The sequence below is a fragment of the Leclercia adecarboxylata genome (assembly GCF_023639785.1).
GTDB classification, from domain to species: Bacteria; Pseudomonadota; Gammaproteobacteria; order Enterobacterales; family Enterobacteriaceae; genus Enterobacter; species Enterobacter adecarboxylatus_D.
The window spans coordinates 85,554-107,086 of record NZ_CP098325.1; the positions used below are offsets into that span (position 1 = coordinate 85,554).

Sequence of the window (21,533 nt, forward strand, 5' to 3'; positions counted from 1 at the left end):
CTAGTTTCGGTTACGGGTGACTTTAATGACGTCGGCCATCACGCGGATTTTGCGCATGATATTCGCCAGATGTACGCGGTCCCGCGCCGTCAGACGAATAAAGGCGCTGTACACACGGCCATCCTTCTCTTCGGTATTCAGGCTGTGAATATTAGAAGAGGCGGTATTAATCGCCGCCGTCAGGTTCGCCAATGCGCCCTGGTGGTTGAACATATCTACCTTAATTTCGGTGATAAATTCCTGTTCGGTCTCTTTATCCCACTCGACCGCCATAAACTTCTCGGGCTCTTTCTGGTAGCCGCGAATGTTACGACAGGATTCGTGATGGATAACCAGGCCTTTACCCGGGCTGACGTGGGCAATAATGGGGTCGCCAGGGATAGGTCGGCAGCACTTGGCAAAGGTGATCAGCACGCCGTCGGCGCCCTTGATCGGCAGATGCCCGTGGCTGGCGGACGACGGCTGCGGTACAGAGGTTTCGCCCTGCTGCAGGTTCTTCGCCACCACGACGCTCATGGCGTTGCCAAGACCGATCTCCGCCAGCAGATCGTCAAGCGTGGCAAGCTTCATACGCTCGATTTCACGCTGCACGTTCTCTTTCGGGATCTCTGCCAGCTTGCGGCTACCGCCGAGCGCATGGTTGAGCAGACGGCGACCCAGGCTAACGGAGTCGTCGCGTTTGAGGTTTTTCAGCAACTGGCGGATTTTGGCGCGAGCCTTCGAGCTCACGACAAAGTTAAGCCACGCCGCGTTCGGACGTGCGCCAGGTGCAGTAATGATTTCTACCGTCTGGCCGCTGGTCAACGGCTGTGACAGCGGGTACGGCTGCCTGTCGACGCGTGCCCCCACGCAGGCATGACCGATATCGGTATGCACGGCATAGGCGAAGTCGACCGGCGTGGCACCAGCAGGCAGTTCGACAATGCGCCCTTCTGGTGTGAAAACGTAAATCTCATCCGGGAAGAGATCGGATTTAACGCTCTCGATAAATTCAAACGAGCTTCCGGCGCTCTGCTGCAGTTCCAGCAGGCTCTGCATCCAGCGCTGGGCGCGGATCTGCGCAGTGGTGCTGGTTTCGCCGTGCTCTTTGTAAGCCCAGTGCGCGGCAACACCCATCTCCGCCATCTGATCCATATCTTCGGTACGGATTTGCACTTCAACCGGCACGCCGTGCGGGCCGATCATCGAGGTGTGCAGAGACTGATAGCCGTTCGCTTTTGGAATGGCGATGTAATCTTTCATCCGACCTGGACGCGGTTTGTACAGGCTGTGCATCTGACCGAGCACGCGATAGCAGGTGTCGGAGTCGTGGACGATCACGCGGAATGCGTAGATATCCATGATCGAGTGAAAACGCTGCTCTTTGAGCACCATTTTGCAGTAGATGGAGTACAGATGCTTTTCGCGACCGCTGACGCGGCAGGGGATACCGGCTTCCTGCAAACGTCCTTCGATTTCGGAGAGGATCTTCTGAATCATCTCTTTACGATTGCCACGTGCGGCTTTCACCACCTCTTTAATCACGCGGAAGCGGTTCGGGTACAGCGCTTCAAAACCCAGCTCTTCCAGCTCGGTTTTAATGTGATGAATACCTAAACGGTGCGCCAGCGGGCTATAGATTTCGAGGGTTTCACGGGCAATGCGGCGACGTTTGTCCGGGCGAAGAGAGCCCAGCGTGCGCATATTGTGGGTACGGTCAGCGAGTTTGATCAGAATGACGCGGATATCCTGCACCATCGCCATGATCATCTTGCGAAAGTTTTCGGCTTGCGCCTCTTTCTTGTCGCGGAAGTTCAGCTTATCAAGCTTAGAGACCCCTTCCACCAGCTCGGCAACGCTTTTGCCAAACAGCTGTTCCATATCCTGGTAGGTGGCAGGGGTATCTTCGATCACGTCATGCAGCAGGGCGGCCATCAGCGTTTCATAGTCGAGTTTCATCTCGGCCAGAATACAGGCCACCGCTACCGGGTGCGTGATATAGGGTTCACCGCTTGAACGTGTCTGGCCCTCGTGAGCGTCACGTGCAACGAGATACGCCTGCTGGAGACGTTTAATCTGGTCTACCGGCAGGTAGGTTTGAATCAGTTGATTCAGGCTTTCAAACAGATACAAGGGCGACCCGCAGGTTTAATTAACGACGACCTTCAGCAATGGCGGTAACGGCCTGCAGTTCTGCGGCTTCCTGCTCTTGCTGCTCCTGGCGCTCACGAACATCGAGGATCTGGCTGTTGATCAGGCCTTCTTCGATTTCGCGCAGTGCGATAACGGTAGTTTTATCGTTTTCTTCCGGTACCAGTGGATCTTTACCGCCTGACTGCATCTGACGAGCGCGACGCGCGGCGACCAGCACCAGGTCAAAACGGTTACCAATTTTCTCTACAGCGTCCTGAACAGTTACGCGTGCCATACTTAAAATGCTCCACAGATGAAGAAATGACTGGGCATGATACTGAATGTGGGTTCAGTCTGCCAACAGTTTGGTGATTAATGCGTCATGTCGCTGCTTCTGGCGGCTCATGCGCAGACGTTCGGCGCGAAGGATAGTTTTGAGATCGCTCAGGGCGGCATCAAAATCATCATTCACAATCAGGTAATCATATTCGGCGTAATGGCTCATTTCCGCAACTGCCTGGGCCATACGTTTTGCGATAACCTCTTCGCTATCCTGGCCGCGGCCACGGAGTCGGCGATCCAGCTCATCTTTCGATGGCGGTAAAATAAATATGCTCCGTGAATCAGGCATTTTCTTGCGGATCTGCTGTGCGCCCTGCCAGTCGATATCAAGGAACACGTTTACGCCGGTCGATAATACCTGCTCAATGGTTTCACGCGAGGTGCCGTAATAGTTACCGAAGACTTCAGCGTGTTCAAGAAACGCATCTCTGCCAATCATCGTTCTGAATTCGTCGTGATCGACAAAGAAATAGTGTTCACCGTGTACCTCACCCGGACGCGGCGCGCGCGTGGTGTGAGAAACAGAAACCTGCGTATCGTACAACGGTTGGGTTTTTAACAGCGCCTGAATCAGGCTGGATTTACCCGCGCCACTTGGGGCAGAAACAATATAAAGCGTGCCTTGAGCCATGAGAGTCTTTTGTATGTGTTAGCGAAGAAAGTCCTACATACGGGCTTATTATACACGTCGCCGCTGCGTGACGTAGCCTTTGTCACACTTTTTCCGCGTTCTTGTTGATTTTTGCGAGCCTTTTTCTGGTTTTCTGCGGCATTTGCTGCAACAGAAATTGAGTTCTGACGCTGCCTCGTAAAGTGGGTTTTTGCGTCTCGCCTGCGGCGGCACAGCGCGGTATACCCTTTGAAAAACAGGGGGGTGTAACGATATGGCGATATTTTGGCGTACTGGTGTGGATCTGGAGCAGTATGGGGCTGGCGGTATGCCCGGTGTGGTCGCCCACGCAGGCAGAGCAGGAGATAGCCAGGCTTAGTGCACAGCTCGCCCGCTGGGATAAGGCGTACTGGCAGCAGGGCGTCAGCGACGTGAATGACGACGTATATGACCAGCTGGCTGCGCGGTTGAAGCAGTGGCGGCGCTGCTTTGGCGATGAACAGGCATCAGAGGCGCTGGCGGGGGCGGCGGGGACGGTTAAACACCCGGTAAGCCACACCGGGGTTCCAAAGATAGCCGATAAAGCGGCACTCCGGCAGTGGATGCTGTCCCGTCGCGACCTGTGGATCCAGCCGAAAGTGGACGGCGTGGCAGTAACCCTGGTTTATCGACAGGGGCAACTGGTACAGGCGACAAGCCGGGGTAACGGCCTGCAAGGCGAAGACTGGACGGAGAAGGTCAAACGTATCGCCTCGGTGCCCGGGCAGGTAAAAGGCCCGCTCGGCAACAGCGTGTTGCAGGGTGAGCTCTTCTTACTGCGCGATAACCATATCCAGCGGCAGATGGGGGGAATGAATGCGCGGGCAAAAGTCGCCGGAGCATTGATGCGGCACGATACCGGCGCAGGGCTGGATCGCATCGGTATCTTCATCTGGGCGTGGCCGGACGGCCCCGCCTCCATGCCCGACCGTCTGCAGGCGTTAACCCGGGCGGGCTTCACTCTTACCGGGACGTGGACGCACAAAGTCAGTTCCGTTGAGGAGGTTGAAAAATTACGCGATCGCTGGCTTACGTCTGCGTTGCCTTTTGTAACCGATGGGGTCGTGAACCGCGCGGCGCAGGAGCCCGCAGGCAACCGCTGGCAGCCCGGTGAAGGCAACTGGGTCGTGGCGTGGAAATATGCGCCGGTCGCGCGGGTTGCTGAGGTTCGGACCATCAACTTTACCCTGGGGCGTACCGGCAGGGTTGCGGTGGTCGCCACGCTTGAGCCCGTACAGCTTGATGACAAAAGGGTGCAGCGCGTCAACCTGGGATCGGTGAGGCGCTGGCAGGAACTGGATATTGCGCCAGGGGATCAGGTTCAGGTCAGCCTGGCCGGGCAGGGGATACCACGCGTCGATAAAGTCGTCTGGCGGGGGAGCGACCGACGCAAACCCGTGCCACCCGAAACACGCTTTACGCCGCTCACCTGTTTTTATGCCACGCCGGAATGTCATGGGCAGTTTATGGCCCGTCTGACGTGGTTGAGTTCGTCGTCAGCGTTGAATATCGAAGGGCTGAGTGAAGCGGGCTGGCAGTTACTGCACCAGGCGCACCATTTTGAACACCTCTTTTCATGGCTGGCGCTGTCTCAGGAGCAACTTCAGCATACGCCCGGACTTTCAGCGCAGCGTGGCCTGCGGCTCTGGCATCAGTTCAGCCTGGTGCGTCGTCAGCCCTTTACCCGTTGGCTGGATGCGCTGGGCGTTCCCCTGCCACGTATGGCCATGCGCGCGCTCAGCGATCGGGACTGGCAGCAGTTGCAGAGCAGAAATGCATTAGGCTGGCAGCAGGTGCCTGGCGTTGGCCCGGAAAAGGCGCGCAGGCTGGTGGAATTTGTGCATCACCCCACCGTTAATGCCCTGACGTCCTGGCTGGGCGAGCAGGGTGTGCAGGGTTTCTAGTGGCTGTCGTGAGTGTAATAAAATACGGGTAACCCCAGCTTTAAACGCAGTGCCAGCAAGCGGGCGGCAAAGCCAAATAACAGCGTGGAGATGATCACTACGTCCTGATTGCTCACGTAATGCTGGAGCGCGACGTACAGCACGGCGGAGGCGAACGAAACCCCGGCGTAGAGCTCTTTCTGAAAGACCAGCGGGATGCGCTTACAAAACATATCGCGCAGTACGCCGCCAAATACACCGGTGATCACCGCCGCGATAGTAGCAATGACCGGGCCATGACCCATATCCAGCGCGACCTGGGCGCCAATAATGGAGAACACGATCAAGCCGAGGGCATCCAGCACCAGAAACAGACGGCGCAGATGGGGCATAACCGGGGCGGCAATGGTCGTCAGCACGGCGGCGACGGCCACGATAATCACATATTCAGGGTGTTGTACCCAACCGAGAGGATAGTGGCCCAGCAGGATATCCCGGACAGATCCGCCGCCCAGCGCCGTGGCGGTGGCAATGATAATGACGCCAAAGGTATCCATACGTCGACGTCCGGCAGCCAGGGCGCCGGTCATGGCTTCAGCGGTGATACCGATCAGATACAGGATATGCAGCAGCATGTTACCCCCCAGAGTTAAGGCCGTAAGGGTAACGTTTTGTGCTCTGGCTCACGATTTAGATTTTCTTGTGCGAGCGGTTATGCCTTAGTTTAGCTAATGGCAATTTGGCTTAAATAGGGCAATTTTGGGTTTTTGATCCAGATATCGCATTAGATTTATTTAGTCTTTAACTATTATGGCGGGTAAATACCTGGCGGAACATCGGCACCAGTACTTTATTACCGGTTTCACTGAGGTGGTTATCGTCGAAATACCACGGCTGTAAATTTTTGCTGCCCATACAGCGGCCCGCAGTGCAGAGCCAGGCGGTGGGATCAAGCACCTGAACGCCACACTGTTTAGCTGCACGCGCCTGGGCCTGCAGAATGACCGCATTTTGTTTAGCGTAAGTCGCGACCGGTACTGATAAATCGTGCGTGGTTCTGCCGGTCATCAGGCGATGCGATAACGTACGGGGAACATTCTGCGCCATTTCCGGGATGGGGTTGACCAGATAAACGGGACGCGTGCTGTTAAGTGAGCATGCCATATCCACTATCGCATCCGAATACAGACGCAGGTAGTCCTGCTTGTTTTGCTGTCCGGTACCAAAGTTGACCAGTTGCTTTTCGGCATAGTGCGTGAGGCGATTAACGATCACCACCGGTACGCCAGACGGATAGTCCTTCAGCCGTGAAGGGAGAGAGCGGTTAAACGCCCCGCATCGGTTGTTCTCACTCAGCTCACCTGCCGCCAGAGTCGGACAGCCAGAATAGGTGATACCGACAACCGATCCCTTGCCTTGCGCAGCTTCTGCCAGCGCGGTCGCGGTGGCTTCCGCATGGCTGTCCCCGATGATAATGGCCACAGGCTGGCCTGTACCGTATGTGCTCAGGTGCGTTTTAGGGTTGGCAGCATAGTTTTTGTTGGTGGCTTCCAGCGCGATGTTGTTCACTATCGGGTCGGGCTGGCTGACAACGATCTGGTTTTTCACCAGATAACTGAACAACCATGCGGCACCCACGCAGGCAAACAGGATCAACCAGAAGGCACGTGTTGAACGCTCGCTAAGGTAATTTTTGCCGGGTTGCTCAATCAGCACCCATGACAGCCAGCCGACGGCAAAGGAGAGTGCAATCGCGCTCATGACCCAAAGCCCGTTGTGCTGCTTTCCGCAGTAGAGCAGGAATACCGCAACAGGCCAGTGCCATAAATAGACGGAATATGAACTCAGCCCCGCCCAACGAAAATTGCGATCAAACAGGCTCACCAGCGGCTGGTAGTCACTGTAGATCACCAGCATCGCGCCCGCGACGGGCAACAGGGTCAGGGGGCCAGGCCAGGCCTGGTCAGCGGTAATGAAAAAGAGGGACAGCATGATCAGCGCGTAACCCGTAATTGCCGCAACCGGACGAAGCATGAGCGGCATAACAAAGCGCTGAGCGGCATACCACACCAGTCCACCGCAGAGCATCTCCCAGGCGCGATAAGGCATCAGGTAGAAACTGGTCGCCGCATTAGTGGGCGTATGCGTAATACTCACGATAAACGCCGCGATAGTAAGCACCGTCAGGCATAAGCCGGTGTTCAGCTTCTTTCGCAGAGGATAGAGCGCCATCATAATGAAGGGCAATACCAGGTAAAATTGCCATTCAACGGACAATGACCAGGTGTGTAAAAACCAGTTTTCATGGGAGTCGGGAGCAAAATAATCCCCGGACTCTTTGTTAAGTTTCAGATTGGAAATAAATAAGGCGGCATAGCCAATATAGTTTCCGAGCTTCTTATACTCATTTGTCGGTAACCAGAAAAAAGTTATTGCGGCAACAATCAGGCACATTGCCAGCAGCGCGGGAATTATTCTTTTACAGCGTGCGGCATAAAACTGAAGAAGTTTAAAGCTGTTTCGTTCCAGTCCGGTGGCGATGATTTTTGTCATCAAAAAGCCGGAAATAACGAAAAACACATCTACGCCTGCGAAGCCGCCGGGCAGCAGCGTAGCGGTAAAATGGTAAAACACGACAGAAAGAATGGCTATTCCGCGCAGCAGGTTAATGTCCTGCCGGAAATCCCGGTCAACTGAGAGGCTTGAGGCTTCCTCTAAAGATAAGTTGATGTTTGCCATTATGTTTCCTGAGAGGAAAGAACAGAATAATCAATGCGGGGTGCATTCTAGCAAAAACAGAAAAGGAGTTCTTATGTTCTGATGCGTTGGTGGGATTCAGGACATACTTAAGCCATTAATTGACAATGGTCCCTTAGCGGGACCATTAATAAGAAATCACGCGTGCAAATCTTTATTCGATGTTCTGAATCTGCTCACGCATTTGTTCAATCAACACTTTCAGTTCAATCGCAGAGTTAGTGACTTCGGCGTTGATTGATTTAGACGCCAGGGTGTTCGACTCGCGGTTGAACTCCTGCATCATAAAGTCGAGGCGACGGCCAACGGCTTCTTTCTTCTTGAGAATGTTGTAGGTCTCTTTGACGTGCGCTTCCAGACGGTCAAGCTCTTCCGCCACATCGATACGCTGGGCCATCAGCACCAGCTCCTGCTCGAGGCGGTTATTTTCCAGCTGGACTTCGGCATCTTCCAGTTTGGCGACCAGACGCTCGCGCTGCCACTGCAGGATCTCAGGCATATGGGAACGGACTTTCGCCACTTCGCCGCTCACGCCTTCCAGACGCTGCTCGATAAGTGCTTTCAGGGCCTGACCTTCAGTTTCACGGGCCACGATGAAATCGTCCAGCGTGCTGTCCAGTGCGGCGAGGATCTCGGCGGTAATAGCGTCCAGATCCTGTTCGCCTGCGGCCATCACGCCAGGCCAGCGCAGAATATCCACCGGGTTGATTTCGCCTTCGTCACTCTGCATTTTGACCCAGTTAGCCGCGTTCACCAGCTGTTTAGCCAGCTTCTCGTTCAGGATCAGCTCTCCTTGCGCACTGGCATCAGGCTCAAAACGCAGGTTGCACTCAATTTTTCCGCGGGTCAGGCGAGCGCGAATACGCTCTCGCACCACAGGCTCAAGGCTGCGGAACTGCTCTGGCATACGGAAATAGGTTTCAAGATAGCGTTGGTTTACCGAGCGCATTTCCCAGGTCGCGCTGCCCCAGCTACCCTTGATTTCACGGCGGGCGTAGGCGGTCATACTGCGGATCATAGACATTTCCGTTTTCAAATGAGAGATGGGGGGATTATAGCTTTCGGGGCTTTCTCAGGATAGGAATAAGCGCGTTTAATCCGTATAATGCGCAGCCACATTCGTTTCAAGCCGGAGATCTTACTATGCGTCCATCAGGCCGTAGCGCTAATCAGGTGCGCCCCGTTACCCTGACCCGTAACTATACAAAACACGCTGAAGGTTCCGTGCTGGTTGAATTTGGTGACACCAAAGTGCTGTGCACTGCCTCCATCGAAGAGGGCGTGCCGCGCTTCCTGAAAGGCCAGGGTCAGGGCTGGATCACTGCCGAATACGGCATGCTGCCACGCTCCACCCACACCCGTAACGCCCGCGAAGCGGCGAAGGGTAAGCAGGGCGGTCGTACCATGGAGATCCAGCGACTGATCGCGCGTGCGCTGCGCGCTGCGGTGGATCTGAAAACCCTGGGCGAGTTCACCATTACCCTGGACTGCGACGTGATTCAGGCGGACGGCGGCACCCGAACGGCCTCTATTACCGGTGCCTGCGTGGCGCTGGCCGATGCTCTGAACAAACTGGTTGCAGCCGGTAAGCTGAAAGTGAACCCAATGAAGGGCATGGTCGCGGCGGTGTCTGTGGGTATCGTTAATGGCGAAGCGCTCTGCGATCTGGAGTACGTTGAAGACTCGGCGGCAGAAACCGACATGAACGTGGTGATGACCGAAGACGGCCGTATCATTGAGGTTCAGGGCACCGCAGAAGGTGAGCCCTTTACCCACGAAGAGCTGCTCGCCCTGCTGGCGTTAGCCCGAGGGGGAATCGAATCTATCGTAACGACGCAGAAGGCGGCGTTAGAAAATTGATTTTAAAGGCGACTGATGAGTCGCCTTTTTTTTGTCCGTAAAAAAGCAAAAGTAAGATGAGGAGCGAATCCATGAAACCGTATCAGCGCCAGTTTATTGAGTTTGCGCTTAGCAAGCAGGTACTCAAGTTTGGCGAATTCACGCTGAAATCCGGGCGCAAAAGCCCCTATTTCTTTAACGCCGGGCTGTTTAATACCGGGCGCGATCTGGCACTGTTAGGCCGCTTCTATGCTGAAGCGCTGGTGGATTCCGGCATTGAGTTCGACCTGCTCTTTGGCCCGGCGTATAAGGGCATCCCGATTGCGACCACCACTGCCGTGGCGCTGGCGGAGCATCACGATCGCGATGTGCCGTATTGCTTTAACCGTAAAGAGGCCAAAACCCACGGTGAGGGCGGTAACCTGGTCGGCAGCGCGCTGCAGGGCCGTGTGATGCTGGTGGACGATGTCATCACCGCAGGCACCGCTATTCGCGAATCTATGGAGATTATTCAGGCGAACAGTGCCACGCTTGCGGGCGTGCTGATCTCGCTGGACCGCCAGGAGCGCGGACGTGGCGACATCTCCGCTATCCAGGAAGTGGAGCGCGACTACCGCTGCAAAGTGACTTCAATCATCACCCTGAAAGACCTGATTGCCTATCTGGAAGAGAAGCCGGAGATGGCCGACAGCCTGGTGGCGGTACGTGCGTATCGCGAAGCGTTCGGCGTCTGAGTTAATTGCCCGGTAGCGCTGCGCTTACCGGGCCTGCCATACTGATTTCGCTACTGCAACTGCGCGGCGACTAACGGCCAGCGAGCATCGAAATCGTCCGTCGGGCGATATTTGAACTCACTGCGTACAAAGCGGGAGAGCATCCCTTCACAGAATGCCAGTACCTGTCCGGCAAGCAGCGATTCATCTGTACTAAAACCTTCGCCTTCACGCATTTTCTTTTCGCGTAATACCTGGCGCAGCTGAGCTTCAATACGTTCGAAAAGCTGGTTAATGCGCCCCTGCAGTCTGTCCTGTTCAAACATCAGCGCGTGGCCGGTCAGGATACGGGTTAAACCCGGATTGCGCTCGCCGAAACCAAGGATCAGCAGAACAATCAGACGCAGCCGTGCGGTGGTGTCTTTTTCATCCTTCAGGATCAGGTTGATACGCGTGATCAGGCTATCTTCGATAAACTCGATCAGGCTGTCGAACATTCGCGTTTTGCTGGGGAAATGACGGTAAAGCGCCGCTTCCGACACGCCCACTGAGGCGGCCAGTTTCGCGGTGGTGATGCGTTGACTACCATCGCTGGATTCAAGCATCAGAGCCAGAGATTGAAGTATTTCTTCGCGACGATTCCTTTTCGCTGTTTGTTTTTCTGCCATGTTACAAAATACCCCTGAAAATAATCACTTGTCAGGCTGACATCCACACAACGACCGCAAACAGGTGTTTGCGGTTTGTTATTACGTTATACGTTGTGGAATGCGTATAGCCGGGTTTATTTACGCCCGGAATGGCCAAAGCCGCCTTCGCCGCGATCGGTCGCGTCAAAGTCTTCTACCAGATTAAATTCAGCCTGTACCACCGGAACGAACACCATCTGGGCGACACGCTCGCCGGGCTGAATGGTGAAGCTGTCCTGGCCACGGTTCCAGACAGAAACCATCAGCTGACCCTGATAATCAGAATCGATAAGCCCCACCAGGTTGCCCAGCACGATACCATGCTTATGGCCCAGGCCGGAACGCGGCAGGATCACCGCTGCCAGAGAGGCATCGGCAATATGGATCGCAAGGCCGGTCGGCAGCAGCGTGGTGGCGCCCGGAGCCAGCTCTACGGCGTCGTCGAGGCAGGCACGCAGGTCAAGACCGGCAGAGCCGGAAGTGGCATAGGTCGGCAGTGGAAATTGCTGACCAACACGCGGGTCCAGAATCTTAACGTCGATTTTTTTCATCATAACGGGTAACGATCTCGTCCAGTAATTGTTGGCCCAGGAGTTCCTTGCGCTCAAGCGGTAAGACTTTATCTCCATCCTGCCAGAAAAGGTGCAGTGCGTTGCTGTCGCTGTTGAATCCTTGTGAGGCCAGCGATACGTCGTTCGCGCAAATCAAATCGAGGTTTTTGCGGGTACGTTTTTGCCGGGCATATTCTTCCACATTATTCGTTTCAGCGGCAAACCCAACGACGTAAGGGCGACGATCTTTTAGTGCGGCAACCCCGGCAACAATATCGGGATTCTTCACCATTTTCAGTGTGATTTCATCGCCTTGCTTTTTGATTTTCTCATCCGCTATGGCGGCAGCGCGATAGTCCGCCACGGCGGCACAGCCAATAAAAATTTGCTGTTGCTGCGCGTGGGTCTGCACCGCGGCTTCCATTTCCAGCGCGGTGGTGACGTCGATGCGCTGTACGCCCGGCGGCGTTGCCAGCGACACCGGACCGCTCACCAGCGTAACCTTTGCCCCGCGCAGTGCGGCGGCGGCGGCGATCGCAAAGCCCATCTTGCCGGAGCTTTGGTTAGTGATATAGCGCACCGGATCCAGCGGTTCACGCGTCGGACCCGCAGTAATCATGATGTTGAGATGTTGCAGATCGTTGACAGGTGAAAAATGGTTGGCGGCCAGATCCACAATTGCCAGCGGATCCAGCATGCGGCCCGGGCCGATGTCCCCGCAGGCCTGGCTGCCGCTGTCCGGCCCCCAAATCAGCAGGCCGCGAGAGGCGAGAGTCGCCAGGTTATGCTGGGTTGCCGCGTTACGGTACATCTGCTGGTTCATGGCTGGCACCACGGCGACAGGCGCAGGTGTGGCCAGGCAGATAGTTGAAACCAGGTCGTTGGCCATGCCGGCGGCGACGCGGGCGATGAGATCGGCGGTGGCCGGGGCGAGGATGACTAAATCGGCCCACTTACCCAACTCGATATGGCCCATTGCAGCCTCTGCTGCGGGATCGAGCAGGCTGTCCGATACCGGGTAGCCTGAAACCGCCTGCAGGCTCATTGGCGTAATAAACGCTTTGCCCCCTTCGGTTATTGCCACCCGTACGTCCGCCCCGCGCTCGCGTAAACGGCGCACCAGTTCTGGCGCTTTGTAGGCTGCAATGCCGCCGCTTACGCCAAGAACGATTTTTTTACCGGCCAGGCTCATCATGATTCTTTCCTGTTGGGTTCACCTGAGAGGCGGGCATTTTATCACAATCCGAAAAGCATCGTGATGTTGTCCATCCGCCACTTTGCGAGGCGTTACGCAAGACGCGAAATCTGCCGTCGTGAGGCGCCGGGGCCTGTGGCAGCATAGCGTGCTTATGGAAGAGGAGAGAGTATGGAGACGTTATCCCCGCTGTTGCCGCGGGAAAAAATGCTGCGCGATGGTGCACCGCTGCTGACAGACGAAGAGCTGCTGGCGCTGTTCCTGCGGACCGGGACGCGGAGTAAAAATGTGTTTGCCCTTGCCAGAGATCTGCTGCAGCATTTCGGCTCTCTGCATGGCTTGTTATCCGCAGAGATGAAGGATTTCAGGCGGGTCGAGGGGATTGGCCTGGCGACGTTCGCCCAGCTGAAAGGCATTGCTGAGCTTGCCCGACGCTATTACTGCTCGGGGATACGGGGCATCAATCCGCTGAAAGACCCGCAGATGACACGGGAGTTTGTGCGAAGCCAGCTGGCGGAAGAGGAGCGCGAGATCTTTATGGTTATCTTCCTCGATAACCAAAATCGGGTGCTGAGCCACAGCCGCTTATTTTCGGGTACCCTGAGCCATGTTGAGGTGCATCCACGGGAAATTGTGCGCGAAGCGATAAAAGTGAATGCCGCGGGCGTGATCCTCGCGCATAATCACCCCTCAGGGCGCGCCGAACCGAGCAAAGCCGACAGAGACGTGACCGCACGCATCATTAAATGCTGTCAATTCATGGACATTCGTGTTCTTGATCATCTGGTCATTGGCCGCGGAGAGTACGTTTCGTTTGCCGAACGTGGGTGGATTTAAGCCATTTCTCGCGATCCATCGGGATCTTTGTCTGTTCGGGACTTGAGCACATCCTCGAGTCAGCGTATACTACGCCACCTTTGAGAATCTCGGGTTTGGCAATTGGGCCTGGCAATCGATGGTTCACTTAGAACTGCGATGACTGGGCTGTAAAGCCTGACGAGGCGCCGATACCCCATACGAAGCTCGAGCTAATTTGATTTTTGGAGAATAGACATGTCCCGAGTCTGCCAAGTTACTGGCAAGCGTCCGGTGACCGGTAACAACCGTTCCCACGCACTGAACGCGACTAAACGCCGTTTCCTGCCGAACCTGCACTCTCACCGTTTCTGGGTTGAGAGCGAGAAGCGTTTTGTCACCCTGCGTGTATCTGCTAAAGGTATGCGTGTAATTGATAAGAAAGGCATCGATACAGTTCTGTCCGAACTGCGTGCCCGTGGCGAAAAGTACTAAGTACTTAAAGAGGAAATAAATCATGGCTAAAGGTATTCGCGAGAAAATCAAGCTGGTTTCTTCTGCTGGTACAGGTCACTTCTACACCACCACGAAGAACAAACGTACTAAGCCGGAAAAACTGGAACTGAAAAAATTCGATCCAGTTGTACGCCAGCACGTAGTGTACAAAGAAGCTAAAATTAAATAATTTTAGAATCTTTGTATTGAAAAACCCCGCATCTGCGGGGTTTTTTGCATTCTGCATCTCAACGGAGTAACCATGCCTGAATTACCTGAGGTAGAGACCAGCCGCCGTGGCATTGAGCCTCACCTGGTGGGGGCGACCATTCTTCATGCTGTTGTCCGCAACGGCCGTCTCCGCTGGCCGGTTTCTGATGAGATCCACGCGCTCAGCGATAAGCCCGTTCTCAGCGTGCAGCGCCGCGCAAAATACCTGCTGCTGGAGCTGCCTGACGGCTGGATTATCATCCATCTGGGGATGTCCGGAAGCCTGCGCATCCTCAGCGAAGAGCTGCCTGCTGAAAAGCATGACCACGTCGATCTGGTGATGAGCAACGGGAAAGTGCTGCGCTATACCGATCCGCGTCGCTTCGGTGCCTGGCTGTGGACGAAGGAGCTTGAAGGGCATAACGTGCTGGCGCACCTGGGGCCGGAGCCGCTCTCAGACGCGTTTAATACCGAGTACCTGAAGGCGAAGTGTGCGAAGAAGAAAACCGCCATTAAACCCTGGCTGATGGATAACAAGCTGGTGGTCGGCGTGGGTAACATCTACGCCAGCGAATCGCTGTTTGCTGCCGGGATCCATCCCGATCGGTTAGCCTCTTCGCTGTCTGCCCAAGAGTGCGAACTGCTGGTCAGGGTGATTAAAGCGGTGCTGTTGCGTTCGATTGAGCAGGGCGGCACCACCCTGAAGGACTTCCTGCAAAGTGACGGCAAGCCGGGCTACTTTGCCCAGGAGCTGCAGGTATATGGCCGTAAAGATGAGCCGTGCCGGGTCTGTGGTACGCCGATTGTGGCCACGAAGCACGCCCAGCGCGCCACGTTCTATTGCCGTCAATGTCAGAAGTGATGCGGAAGCCCGGTAAGCGCAGCGCCACCGGGCAAAAAGCGTTATTTCAGCTTTTCCATCAACGCCTGATGAACGTTGGCAGGCAGGAAATGGGTAACATCACCCGCGTGGCGCGCCACCTCTTTCACCAGGGAAGAGGAGATAAACGACCACTCTTTGGATGGCATCAGGAAGACGCTTTCCAGCTCGGGCATCAGATGGCGGTTCATGTGCGCCAGCTGCATCTCGTATTCAAAGTCGGCCACCGCGCGCAGCCCACGAATTAAGATATTGGCCTGCTGAGCGCGGGCAAAATTTGCCATCAGATCGCTAAAGCCCACCACGTCCACATTGGGCAGATGTGCCGTTGCGGCTTTCGCCAGCGCAACCCGCTCCTCGAGGTCAAACAGCGGTTTTTTGCTGGGGCTGGCGGCAATCGCCAGAATCACCGTATCAAACATGCTGGCGGCACGAGTGACGATATCAATATGGCCGTTGGTGATGGGATCGAAGGTACCCGGATAAATCGCTTTTGTGCTCATGGCTCACGCTTTCTCTGAGTAGCCGCGGTTCAGCGCCCACAGCTCGGTGTATTTATTAAAAGTATACTGGGCGTTAACCACCGCCAGTAACCACCCCTGCTTACCGTCCAGCACGCCACCGCGCAGCACCAGCGTCTTCAGAAACGCCCCTGCGGTGTGGCTGAAAATTCCCGCCAGTGAGGTTCTCTTGCCGCGCTGGTGACGCTCCCGGGCCCATGCCGTGGCGTAATTAAGCTGTTTGCGCTGGAAGCTGGCGAAATCACGGCAGGTGAGATGCAGCAGATCGCCGTCGAGGGTCACAAGGCGCGCGCCATCGCAGGCCAGGGATTCATGAACCTGATTATCGTTGTACTGATAACGCGTTCGCGAATAAAGGCGCACCACGCGATCGGGATACCAGCCGCTGTGGCGCATAAAGCGACCGAGAAAATAGTTCCGCCGGGCGATGCTGTAGACGGCGTCAGGCTGAGGGGCAGCCAGCACGTGCTGGATAGCCTGTTGAAGTTCAGGCGTGACGCGCTCGTCAGTATCGATCATCAGGACATAATCGCCGGTGGCGAACTGCTGCGCCCGCTGGCGCTGAATGCCATAACCCTGCCAGTCGGTATTAACATGGACCTTAACGCCGGCCGCGCGGGCGACGTTAATGGTGTCGTCGGTACTGCCGGAATCGAGCAGGACAATTTCATCGGCCCATGCCACGGAGGCGAGGCAATCCGGCAGCAGATCGGCGGCGTTTTTGGCGATCATGACCACCGAAAGACGCGCGGACATCAATGGCTCCGCACGGGCAGGTAAGGCTGCAGAAGTTGCAGCAGACGGGTCAGCGCCCCCTGGTTCTGATGCAGCACTTCAACGGCGTGGCGGCCATACCACAGACGATAATCTTCGTCGGTCAGCAGAGTCGATACTTCTTTTACGATAGAGTTCGCGTCGGTGACCGTAATCAGCCCGTCAGCCTGCTGCAGTTTGGCGCAGATATCTTTGAAGTTGAAAGTATGCGGCCCCATCAGCACAGGTATGGCGTGGGCTGCGGGCTCCAGCGGGTTATGCCCGCCACGCTCGACGAGGCTACCGCCAACAAAGGCCAGGTCGGCAATGCCGTACAGCAGCATCAGCTCACCCATGGTATCGCCAATCACCACCTGGGTGCTGGCAGACGGGATTTCACCGCTGCTGCGCATGGTGAAACTGAACCCGCCCTTCTGCACCATCTCGCGGGCGTCTTTAAACCGCTCAGGATGACGTGGTACCAGAATTAACAGCAGATCCGGGAAGGTTTCCAGAAGCTGACGATGCGCCTGCAGAATAATCTCTTCTTCGCCGTCGTGGGTGCTGGTGGCAATCCACACTTTGCGGCGCGGCGCCCACTGACGACGCAGGGTAACTGCCCGGGCAGCCAGTTCGGGCGTAACAGAAATATCAAACTTCAGGCTGCCAGTGACCGCAAGCTGGTTACGCTTCAGGCCCAGCGACAGGAATCGTGCGCCATCTTCTTCATTTTGCGCCGCAATCAGGGTGATTTTGCTCAGCAGGCGGCGCATAAAGCTACCCAGCTTGCCGTACCCCTTCGCGGAGCGCTCCGACAGACGGGCGTTGGCGACCACCAGTGGAATTTTTCGGGCGTGCAGGGCAGAAATCATGTTCGGCCACAGCTCAGTTTCCATCACGATCACCAGCTTAGGGCGCACGGTGTTAAGGAAACGGTTCATGGCACAGGGTAAATCATACGGCAGATAGACGTGGTGCACGTCTTTGCCAAAGGCGGACATGGCGCGCTCGGACCCGGTTGGCGTCATGGTGGTGACGGTGATCGGCAGCGACGGGTAGCGGTGGCGCAGGGCGCGGACCAGCGGAATAGCGGCCAGCGTTTCACCTACCGAAACGGAGTGGAGCAGGATACCGTCCGGCGCAACTTTATTGCGGCAATAACCATAGCGTTCAGCCCAGCGTTTACGGTAGGCAGGCGCTTTACGGCTACGCAGCAGCAGTCGTAGCCACACCAGTGGCTGAATAATATAGAGCAGAGCGGTATACAACAATTCCAAGCGATTATCCGTTTTTTCAGTTTCGGCGGGCAAATTCTAAGCATTTAGACCGTTTAAAGCTATCCCTTTGGCGCTTTTGCTCAGCCATTTGCCTGCGTTACGTGCGTTCACAGATAAAAAAACGGGCATTAGCTGCCCGTTTGATTATTTCTGCTTAACGTTCCGCTTCCGGCAGTTCGTTGAGGTGATAGGTGACGCGCTCTGACAGCCCCCGAATATCACCCCCGGTGATGTAGTAGCTGTCGTCTTTCTGATTTGGGTTAGTGACCTCATATCCCAGCATCTTGTTGATCAGCGTCGCCATCTGGTAATGGTTGAGCGGGACTTGCGGGCTGATAGCGCTCATCGCATACGCCGGATCGTTACTGAAGTAGAGGAATGGCACCTGGGCAATGGGCATCTCGACGATGGAGTGACCAAACAGACCGCCATCGCCCACGCGTTCGCCATGATCCGAGGTGATAAAGACCAGGACCGGTAATCTGGATTTCGCCATCGCGGTACGGATCGCCGAAGCCAGCTCTTTGTCGTACAGGCGCACGGCATCATCGTATTCGTTCTTCTTCTGCGCCACGTCATCGCTCAGGCGTGGGGTAGAGAATTTGGCAAAGCCCTGCGGGATATTGCGCTCGTAAGGGATGTGCGGTGCACGGCTGTTCAGCACCATCAGGAACGGTTTGCTCCAGTCCAGTTTCGCCTGCTCAACCGAAGGGGTCAACACCACATCGGCACCCACGTCCGGTGCCGGGCGGATCTGCGTATCTTCCCACAGGTCGATATCGTGGATCCCAATCCAGTTGCTTAGCCCTTCCAGACCCTGGGCGGAGATAAACGCCGTCTGGTAGCCCTGCTTTTTGGCATTATTGAAGAGGTTGGTCGATTTCGATTTATAGGCGGCGTAATTGTCTGGCTCGCGCAGGTTGTTCACCAGCATCGGGATCGCCACGCGGGTCGAGACGGCATTAGACACGATCAGACGGCCGGTACCCTGATACTGCTGCATCAGCGCTTTCAGCTCCGGCGTGGTGTCGCGTTCATAGCCCAGCGCGCTGACATGATGCGGGTTCAGGCTCTCACCGATCGCCAGGATGATGGAATATTTCCCGGCCTGGCTGCCCTCTATCGGCGTGACCTTATACGGTTCATAGTGCGTGACGCTCTGGTTTTCACCGGAAAGAGCTTCCGGGATCAGGCGAATAGCGCTGAAGCTCATGGCCGATAGGCCGTTACGCAGCAGAGAGTGGCGCAGATCCGGGTTGAATTTATACATCTGCCCGTCAATGGCTTTATAGAATTGACCGACAAACATCACCACAATAGCCAGCAGGCACGGCATTGCCACCCACTTATGCCATTGCGGTGCAAGGCGGCGGGTAAAGACCAACGCGAAGATCACCGCGACGGCCATGATGGCAAAGTAGATCCCAAGCGATCCCAAACTGTCCGTAATGCCGCTGGCGATATCTTTGGTTTCGACAAAGACCAGCCATACTTCGCTTGGGCCGTAAAACTGGCCGTAGAACTGATAATAGACCGCTTCCGATACCTGCACGATAAAGGTGACCGCCAGCAGCAGCCGGGTCAGGAAGTAGCGGGCGCTGACAGCCGCCAGCAGGGAGATAATCAGATACAGCGACATGTCGCTGGATTTCGGCTGATATACATGGTCTTTCAGCAGAATGATGATTTCACACAGTGAAAACAGCCCCAGGAATACCAGGGTTAACATCAGGGTACGCAGAATATTGCGGCGTGGCGTCAATGACGACCGTGAGGATGCTTTAAACATAAACGGACTCAAGTAGCTCAGAACTTTTTAGTCAGTGGGCGAATGGCTTTACCAAACCCAAAACGCAGTGCACGAACCAGGGTAGGGCGTTTATGCAGCCCTTTACGCCAGATATCTTCAAACAGGCTGAACCAGCGCGCGGCGACAGCTTCGCGGGAATAGACCTGCAGACGCTTGTCGCCCTGCTCACGCATCTGACGATACAGTTCAGGGTGGTTTTTCAACCGCATAATGGCCTCGAAGGCTTCATCAGGCGTTTTGGCGATCAGGTAATCGAGCTCGCTTTCACGAATAGCGCGGTAAGAAGGTTCGTCGTCGCAGATCATCACCGTTTTGCCGAGCCAGTTGTTAATCAACTTGCTGGCTGGTTTGCGGGCCAGCTTGTGATCATGTGACTTACGGAAACTGATACAGACGTCGACGTCCTGATAGTGGGTCCAGTTATCGAAGGAGATACGCAGGTCGATACCTTGCTCCGCCAGACGCTGCTTAAAGGCTTCGCTGCGAAACGCTTCCGGGAAGCTGTCCACACGGCCAAAAAAGGCGACGGTTTTGATGGTTTCATCGGTACGTTCACGCGGTTTCACCCCCGGCTGCGGCCAGTAGGGTACAAAAACGCCGTTGCTGCGGTTGCCAGCTTCAGGGTTCTGATCCACCACCACGTCAGCACCAATCACCGGTGGGCGATCGGCACGCGCAACGACGGTCACGCCACGCCAGGGTTTGACGCGCGAGCCAAAATCATCGTTATGCATCAGGTTGATGGCATCCGGGCGACACTCTGATCCAAAAGAACACTCAATGTCGTCACCGTAATAGTGCTTCAGCGCCAGGGTTGTCTGGAACGTCCAGCCGCCGCGCCCGCCGCAGTAAAAACGCTCCGGAATGGTGTCGGGGTTTACGCGGTTATCCAGCAGCGTCTGAAAATCTGCATAGTTTTTAGCGATGAAATCAGCGCGGGAGACTGCGTGTAATTTAAGTTTGCTCATAATGTCCGTTAGCCGATGATTTTCTTAAGACGGAAGTAACGACGCCCCAGGCGCCAGCGCTGACGCACACCACGCGCGTTTTGCCAGATCATCGACCAGATGCCGCGATCGAACAGTTCCTGGGTGATTTCACGTTTTTTCGCGCTGTCTTCGATGTTGTTAATGCTGTGCAAAATACCCAGACCCTCTTTGGCGATTTGCCACTGACAGGCCGGGACACGCTTCACCTGTTCCGGGTAGCGTTTATTAATCGCGTCCAGCATTTCGAGGATCTTCATATAGTGGCGTGACGAACGCATACGCGTGTCGTCGGTGCCAGGCGTATGGGATACCGAGGCAGAGTGGATAAGATAGTCGTAATAAACTTCGTCAATATACTGAACGCGTTTCGCGGTAAGCAGCACTTCGGTAGTCCAGGGAATATCCTGATGGCGCAGGCCATGCTCGAAGGTAAAACCCTGCGCTTTGATAAAGGCGTGGCGGTAAATATTCAGCCAGGTGACATGCAGGAATTTGCGTGAGGCCAGCGCCATCTGCAGCCATTCGGGGCCGTCCAGTACGCCCGTTGAGGCCAGTTTGTCGGAAGGGAAAATCTTTTTCGACGGACGGCCATCGTCATAAATATAGGTGCCGTTGCAGGTCGCAACATCCAGCTGGCCCGCAAAGGCGATCTCCAGCAGGCGCGAATACATGCCAGGGTAAATAACATCATCAATATCCGGGAACGCAACGTATTCCCCTGTAGCCACGGCAAGGCCGGTATTGCGAGCGGCCGATACGCCGCCATTAGGCTGGTCAATGACCTTAAAATGCGTAAATTCGTCGGCATAGCGGGAAATAATTTCAGCTGAGCGATCCGTCGAGCCGTCATTAACAATAATGAGTTCCAGACGCGATAAATTCTGCTGTTTAATGCTGTCAAAAAAAGCGCTCAGGAATTTTTCGCCATTATAAACGGCAACGATGAGGCTTAATTGAGGCGTTTCAGACATGCTTTCTCCGTAAAAATACGCAGCAATTAAAAGGGTATAACCATTACATTCAACGGCATTTCGACAGTCAACAGGCTAAAGCGTTCCGCGCCAGGGTGTTAA

The 21,533-nt window shown here is 55.4% G+C and carries 22 protein-coding genes; 7 read left to right on the forward strand and 15 right to left on the reverse strand.

Annotated features, from left to right (window positions below; genetic code table 11):
* From spoT to gmk, 3 genes are read right to left on the reverse strand one after another with little or no spacing between them, the layout of a single operon-like run.
* Entirely contained in the window at positions 1–2,112 is a 2,112-nt protein-coding gene (spoT, locus tag NB069_RS00425) for a bifunctional GTP diphosphokinase/guanosine-3',5'-bis pyrophosphate 3'-pyrophosphohydrolase (RefSeq protein ID WP_250586867.1), read from the reverse strand.
* Positions 2,113–2,131: 19 nt separating this feature from the next.
* Positions 2,132–2,407, reverse strand: coding sequence for a DNA-directed RNA polymerase subunit omega (rpoZ, locus tag NB069_RS00430; protein WP_039030179.1), 276 nt, complete (start codon positions 2,405–2,407; stop codon positions 2,132–2,134).
* A gap of 54 nt (positions 2,408–2,461) precedes the next feature.
* On the reverse strand, positions 2,462–3,085 hold the full coding sequence (gene gmk, locus NB069_RS00435; protein ID WP_142487723.1) for a guanylate kinase: 624 nt from the start codon (positions 3,083–3,085) through the stop codon (positions 2,462–2,464).
* A 293-nt stretch (positions 3,086–3,378) separates the two neighbouring features.
* Here gmk and ligB point away from each other — a divergent pair, with 293 nt between their 5' ends.
* Positions 3,379–5,007: an NAD-dependent DNA ligase LigB gene (gene ligB / locus NB069_RS00440; protein WP_250586868.1), complete on the forward strand. Its 1,629-nt coding sequence runs from the start codon at positions 3,379–3,381 to the stop codon at positions 5,005–5,007.
* On the opposite strand, the gene NB069_RS00445 is transcribed toward ligB, so the two are convergent.
* From NB069_RS00445 to NB069_RS00455, 3 genes are all read right to left on the reverse strand, one after another.
* A complete protein-coding gene (locus NB069_RS00445) occupies positions 5,004–5,621 on the reverse strand; it encodes a trimeric intracellular cation channel family protein (RefSeq protein WP_250586869.1) in 618 nt (205 codons plus the stop codon). The two genes, ligB and NB069_RS00445, sit on opposite strands and share 4 nt — an antisense overlap.
* Positions 5,622–5,787: 166 nt before the next feature.
* On the reverse strand, positions 5,788–7,725 hold the full coding sequence (locus NB069_RS00450) for an acyltransferase family protein (protein WP_250586870.1): 1,938 nt from the start codon (positions 7,723–7,725) through the stop codon (positions 5,788–5,790).
* A gap of 172 nt (positions 7,726–7,897) precedes the next feature.
* Positions 7,898–8,761: a YicC/YloC family endoribonuclease gene (locus NB069_RS00455; protein ID WP_250586872.1), complete on the reverse strand. Its 864-nt coding sequence runs from the start codon at positions 8,759–8,761 to the stop codon at positions 7,898–7,900.
* 125 nt (positions 8,762–8,886) lie between these two features.
* Between NB069_RS00455 and rph the strand changes: the two genes are divergently transcribed.
* The gene (gene rph, locus NB069_RS00460; protein ID WP_250586874.1) at positions 8,887–9,603 is read left to right on the forward strand and encodes a ribonuclease PH; all 717 of its coding nucleotides are present in this window, start codon (positions 8,887–8,889) and stop codon (positions 9,601–9,603) included.
* Between the two features lie 71 nt (positions 9,604–9,674).
* Positions 9,675–10,316, forward strand: coding sequence for an orotate phosphoribosyltransferase (gene pyrE, locus NB069_RS00465; protein ID WP_250586876.1), 642 nt, complete (start codon positions 9,675–9,677; stop codon positions 10,314–10,316).
* A gap of 50 nt (positions 10,317–10,366) precedes the next feature.
* On the opposite strand, the gene slmA is transcribed toward pyrE, so the two are convergent.
* From slmA to coaBC, 3 genes are all read right to left on the reverse strand, one after another.
* Entirely contained in the window at positions 10,367–10,963 is a 597-nt protein-coding gene (gene slmA, locus NB069_RS00470) for a nucleoid occlusion factor SlmA (RefSeq protein ID WP_039030169.1), read from the reverse strand.
* A gap of 116 nt (positions 10,964–11,079) precedes the next feature.
* On the reverse strand, positions 11,080–11,538 hold the full coding sequence (gene dut / locus NB069_RS00475; protein WP_139563925.1) for a dUTP diphosphatase: 459 nt from the start codon (positions 11,536–11,538) through the stop codon (positions 11,080–11,082).
* Positions 11,516–12,727 (reverse strand): bifunctional phosphopantothenoylcysteine decarboxylase/phosphopantothenate--cysteine ligase CoaBC, encoded by a 1,212-nt coding sequence (gene coaBC, locus NB069_RS00480; protein ID WP_250589562.1) that lies wholly within the window; start codon positions 12,725–12,727, stop codon positions 11,516–11,518. The genes dut and coaBC overlap by 23 nt, the downstream gene beginning before the upstream one ends.
* A 174-nt stretch (positions 12,728–12,901) precedes the next feature.
* Here coaBC and radC point away from each other — a divergent pair, with 174 nt between their 5' ends.
* The 4 genes from radC (at position 12,902) to mutM (ending at position 15,092) form a co-directional block, all read left to right on the forward strand.
* Positions 12,902–13,567 (forward strand): RadC family protein, encoded by a 666-nt coding sequence (radC, locus tag NB069_RS00485; protein ID WP_250586878.1) that lies wholly within the window; start codon positions 12,902–12,904, stop codon positions 13,565–13,567.
* A gap of 216 nt (positions 13,568–13,783) precedes the next feature.
* Complete coding sequence (gene rpmB, locus NB069_RS00490; RefSeq protein WP_002436699.1) at positions 13,784–14,020, forward strand: 50S ribosomal protein L28; 237 nt, start codon at positions 13,784–13,786, stop codon at positions 14,018–14,020.
* A gap of 22 nt (positions 14,021–14,042) precedes the next feature.
* On the forward strand, positions 14,043–14,210 hold the full coding sequence (rpmG, locus tag NB069_RS00495; protein ID WP_002436700.1) for a 50S ribosomal protein L33: 168 nt from the start codon (positions 14,043–14,045) through the stop codon (positions 14,208–14,210).
* 72 nt (positions 14,211–14,282) lie between these two features.
* Positions 14,283–15,092, forward strand: coding sequence for a bifunctional DNA-formamidopyrimidine glycosylase/DNA-(apurinic or apyrimidinic site) lyase (gene mutM / locus NB069_RS00500; RefSeq protein ID WP_250586880.1), 810 nt, complete (start codon positions 14,283–14,285; stop codon positions 15,090–15,092).
* Between the two features lie 41 nt (positions 15,093–15,133).
* On the opposite strand, the gene coaD is transcribed toward mutM, so the two are convergent.
* The 6 genes from coaD to NB069_RS00530 all read right to left on the reverse strand — a co-directional run bounded on the left by coaD (position 15,134) and on the right by NB069_RS00530 (position 21,431).
* Positions 15,134–15,613, reverse strand: a complete 480-nt coding sequence (gene coaD, locus NB069_RS00505) for a pantetheine-phosphate adenylyltransferase (protein WP_250586882.1) — start codon at positions 15,611–15,613, stop codon at positions 15,134–15,136.
* A 3-nt stretch (positions 15,614–15,616) separates the two neighbouring features.
* Positions 15,617–16,387 carry a glycosyltransferase family 2 protein gene (locus NB069_RS00510; protein WP_250586884.1) on the reverse strand — a complete coding sequence of 257 codons (771 nt, stop codon included), beginning with the start codon at positions 16,385–16,387 and terminating at the stop codon, positions 15,617–15,619.
* Complete coding sequence (gene waaA / locus NB069_RS00515) at positions 16,387–17,661, reverse strand: lipid IV(A) 3-deoxy-D-manno-octulosonic acid transferase (protein ID WP_250586886.1); 1,275 nt, start codon at positions 17,659–17,661, stop codon at positions 16,387–16,389. The genes NB069_RS00510 and waaA overlap by 1 nt, the downstream gene beginning before the upstream one ends.
* A gap of 154 nt (positions 17,662–17,815) precedes the next feature.
* Positions 17,816–19,450: a sulfatase-like hydrolase/transferase gene (locus NB069_RS00520; protein WP_250586888.1), complete on the reverse strand. Its 1,635-nt coding sequence runs from the start codon at positions 19,448–19,450 to the stop codon at positions 17,816–17,818.
* A 17-nt stretch (positions 19,451–19,467) separates the two neighbouring features.
* Positions 19,468–20,439, reverse strand: a complete 972-nt coding sequence (locus NB069_RS00525; protein ID WP_250586890.1) for a glycosyltransferase — start codon at positions 20,437–20,439, stop codon at positions 19,468–19,470.
* Positions 20,440–20,447: 8 nt separating this feature from the next.
* A complete protein-coding gene (locus NB069_RS00530; protein ID WP_250586892.1) occupies positions 20,448–21,431 on the reverse strand; it encodes a glycosyltransferase in 984 nt (327 codons plus the stop codon).
* Positions 21,432–21,533: the final 102 nt, after the last annotated feature.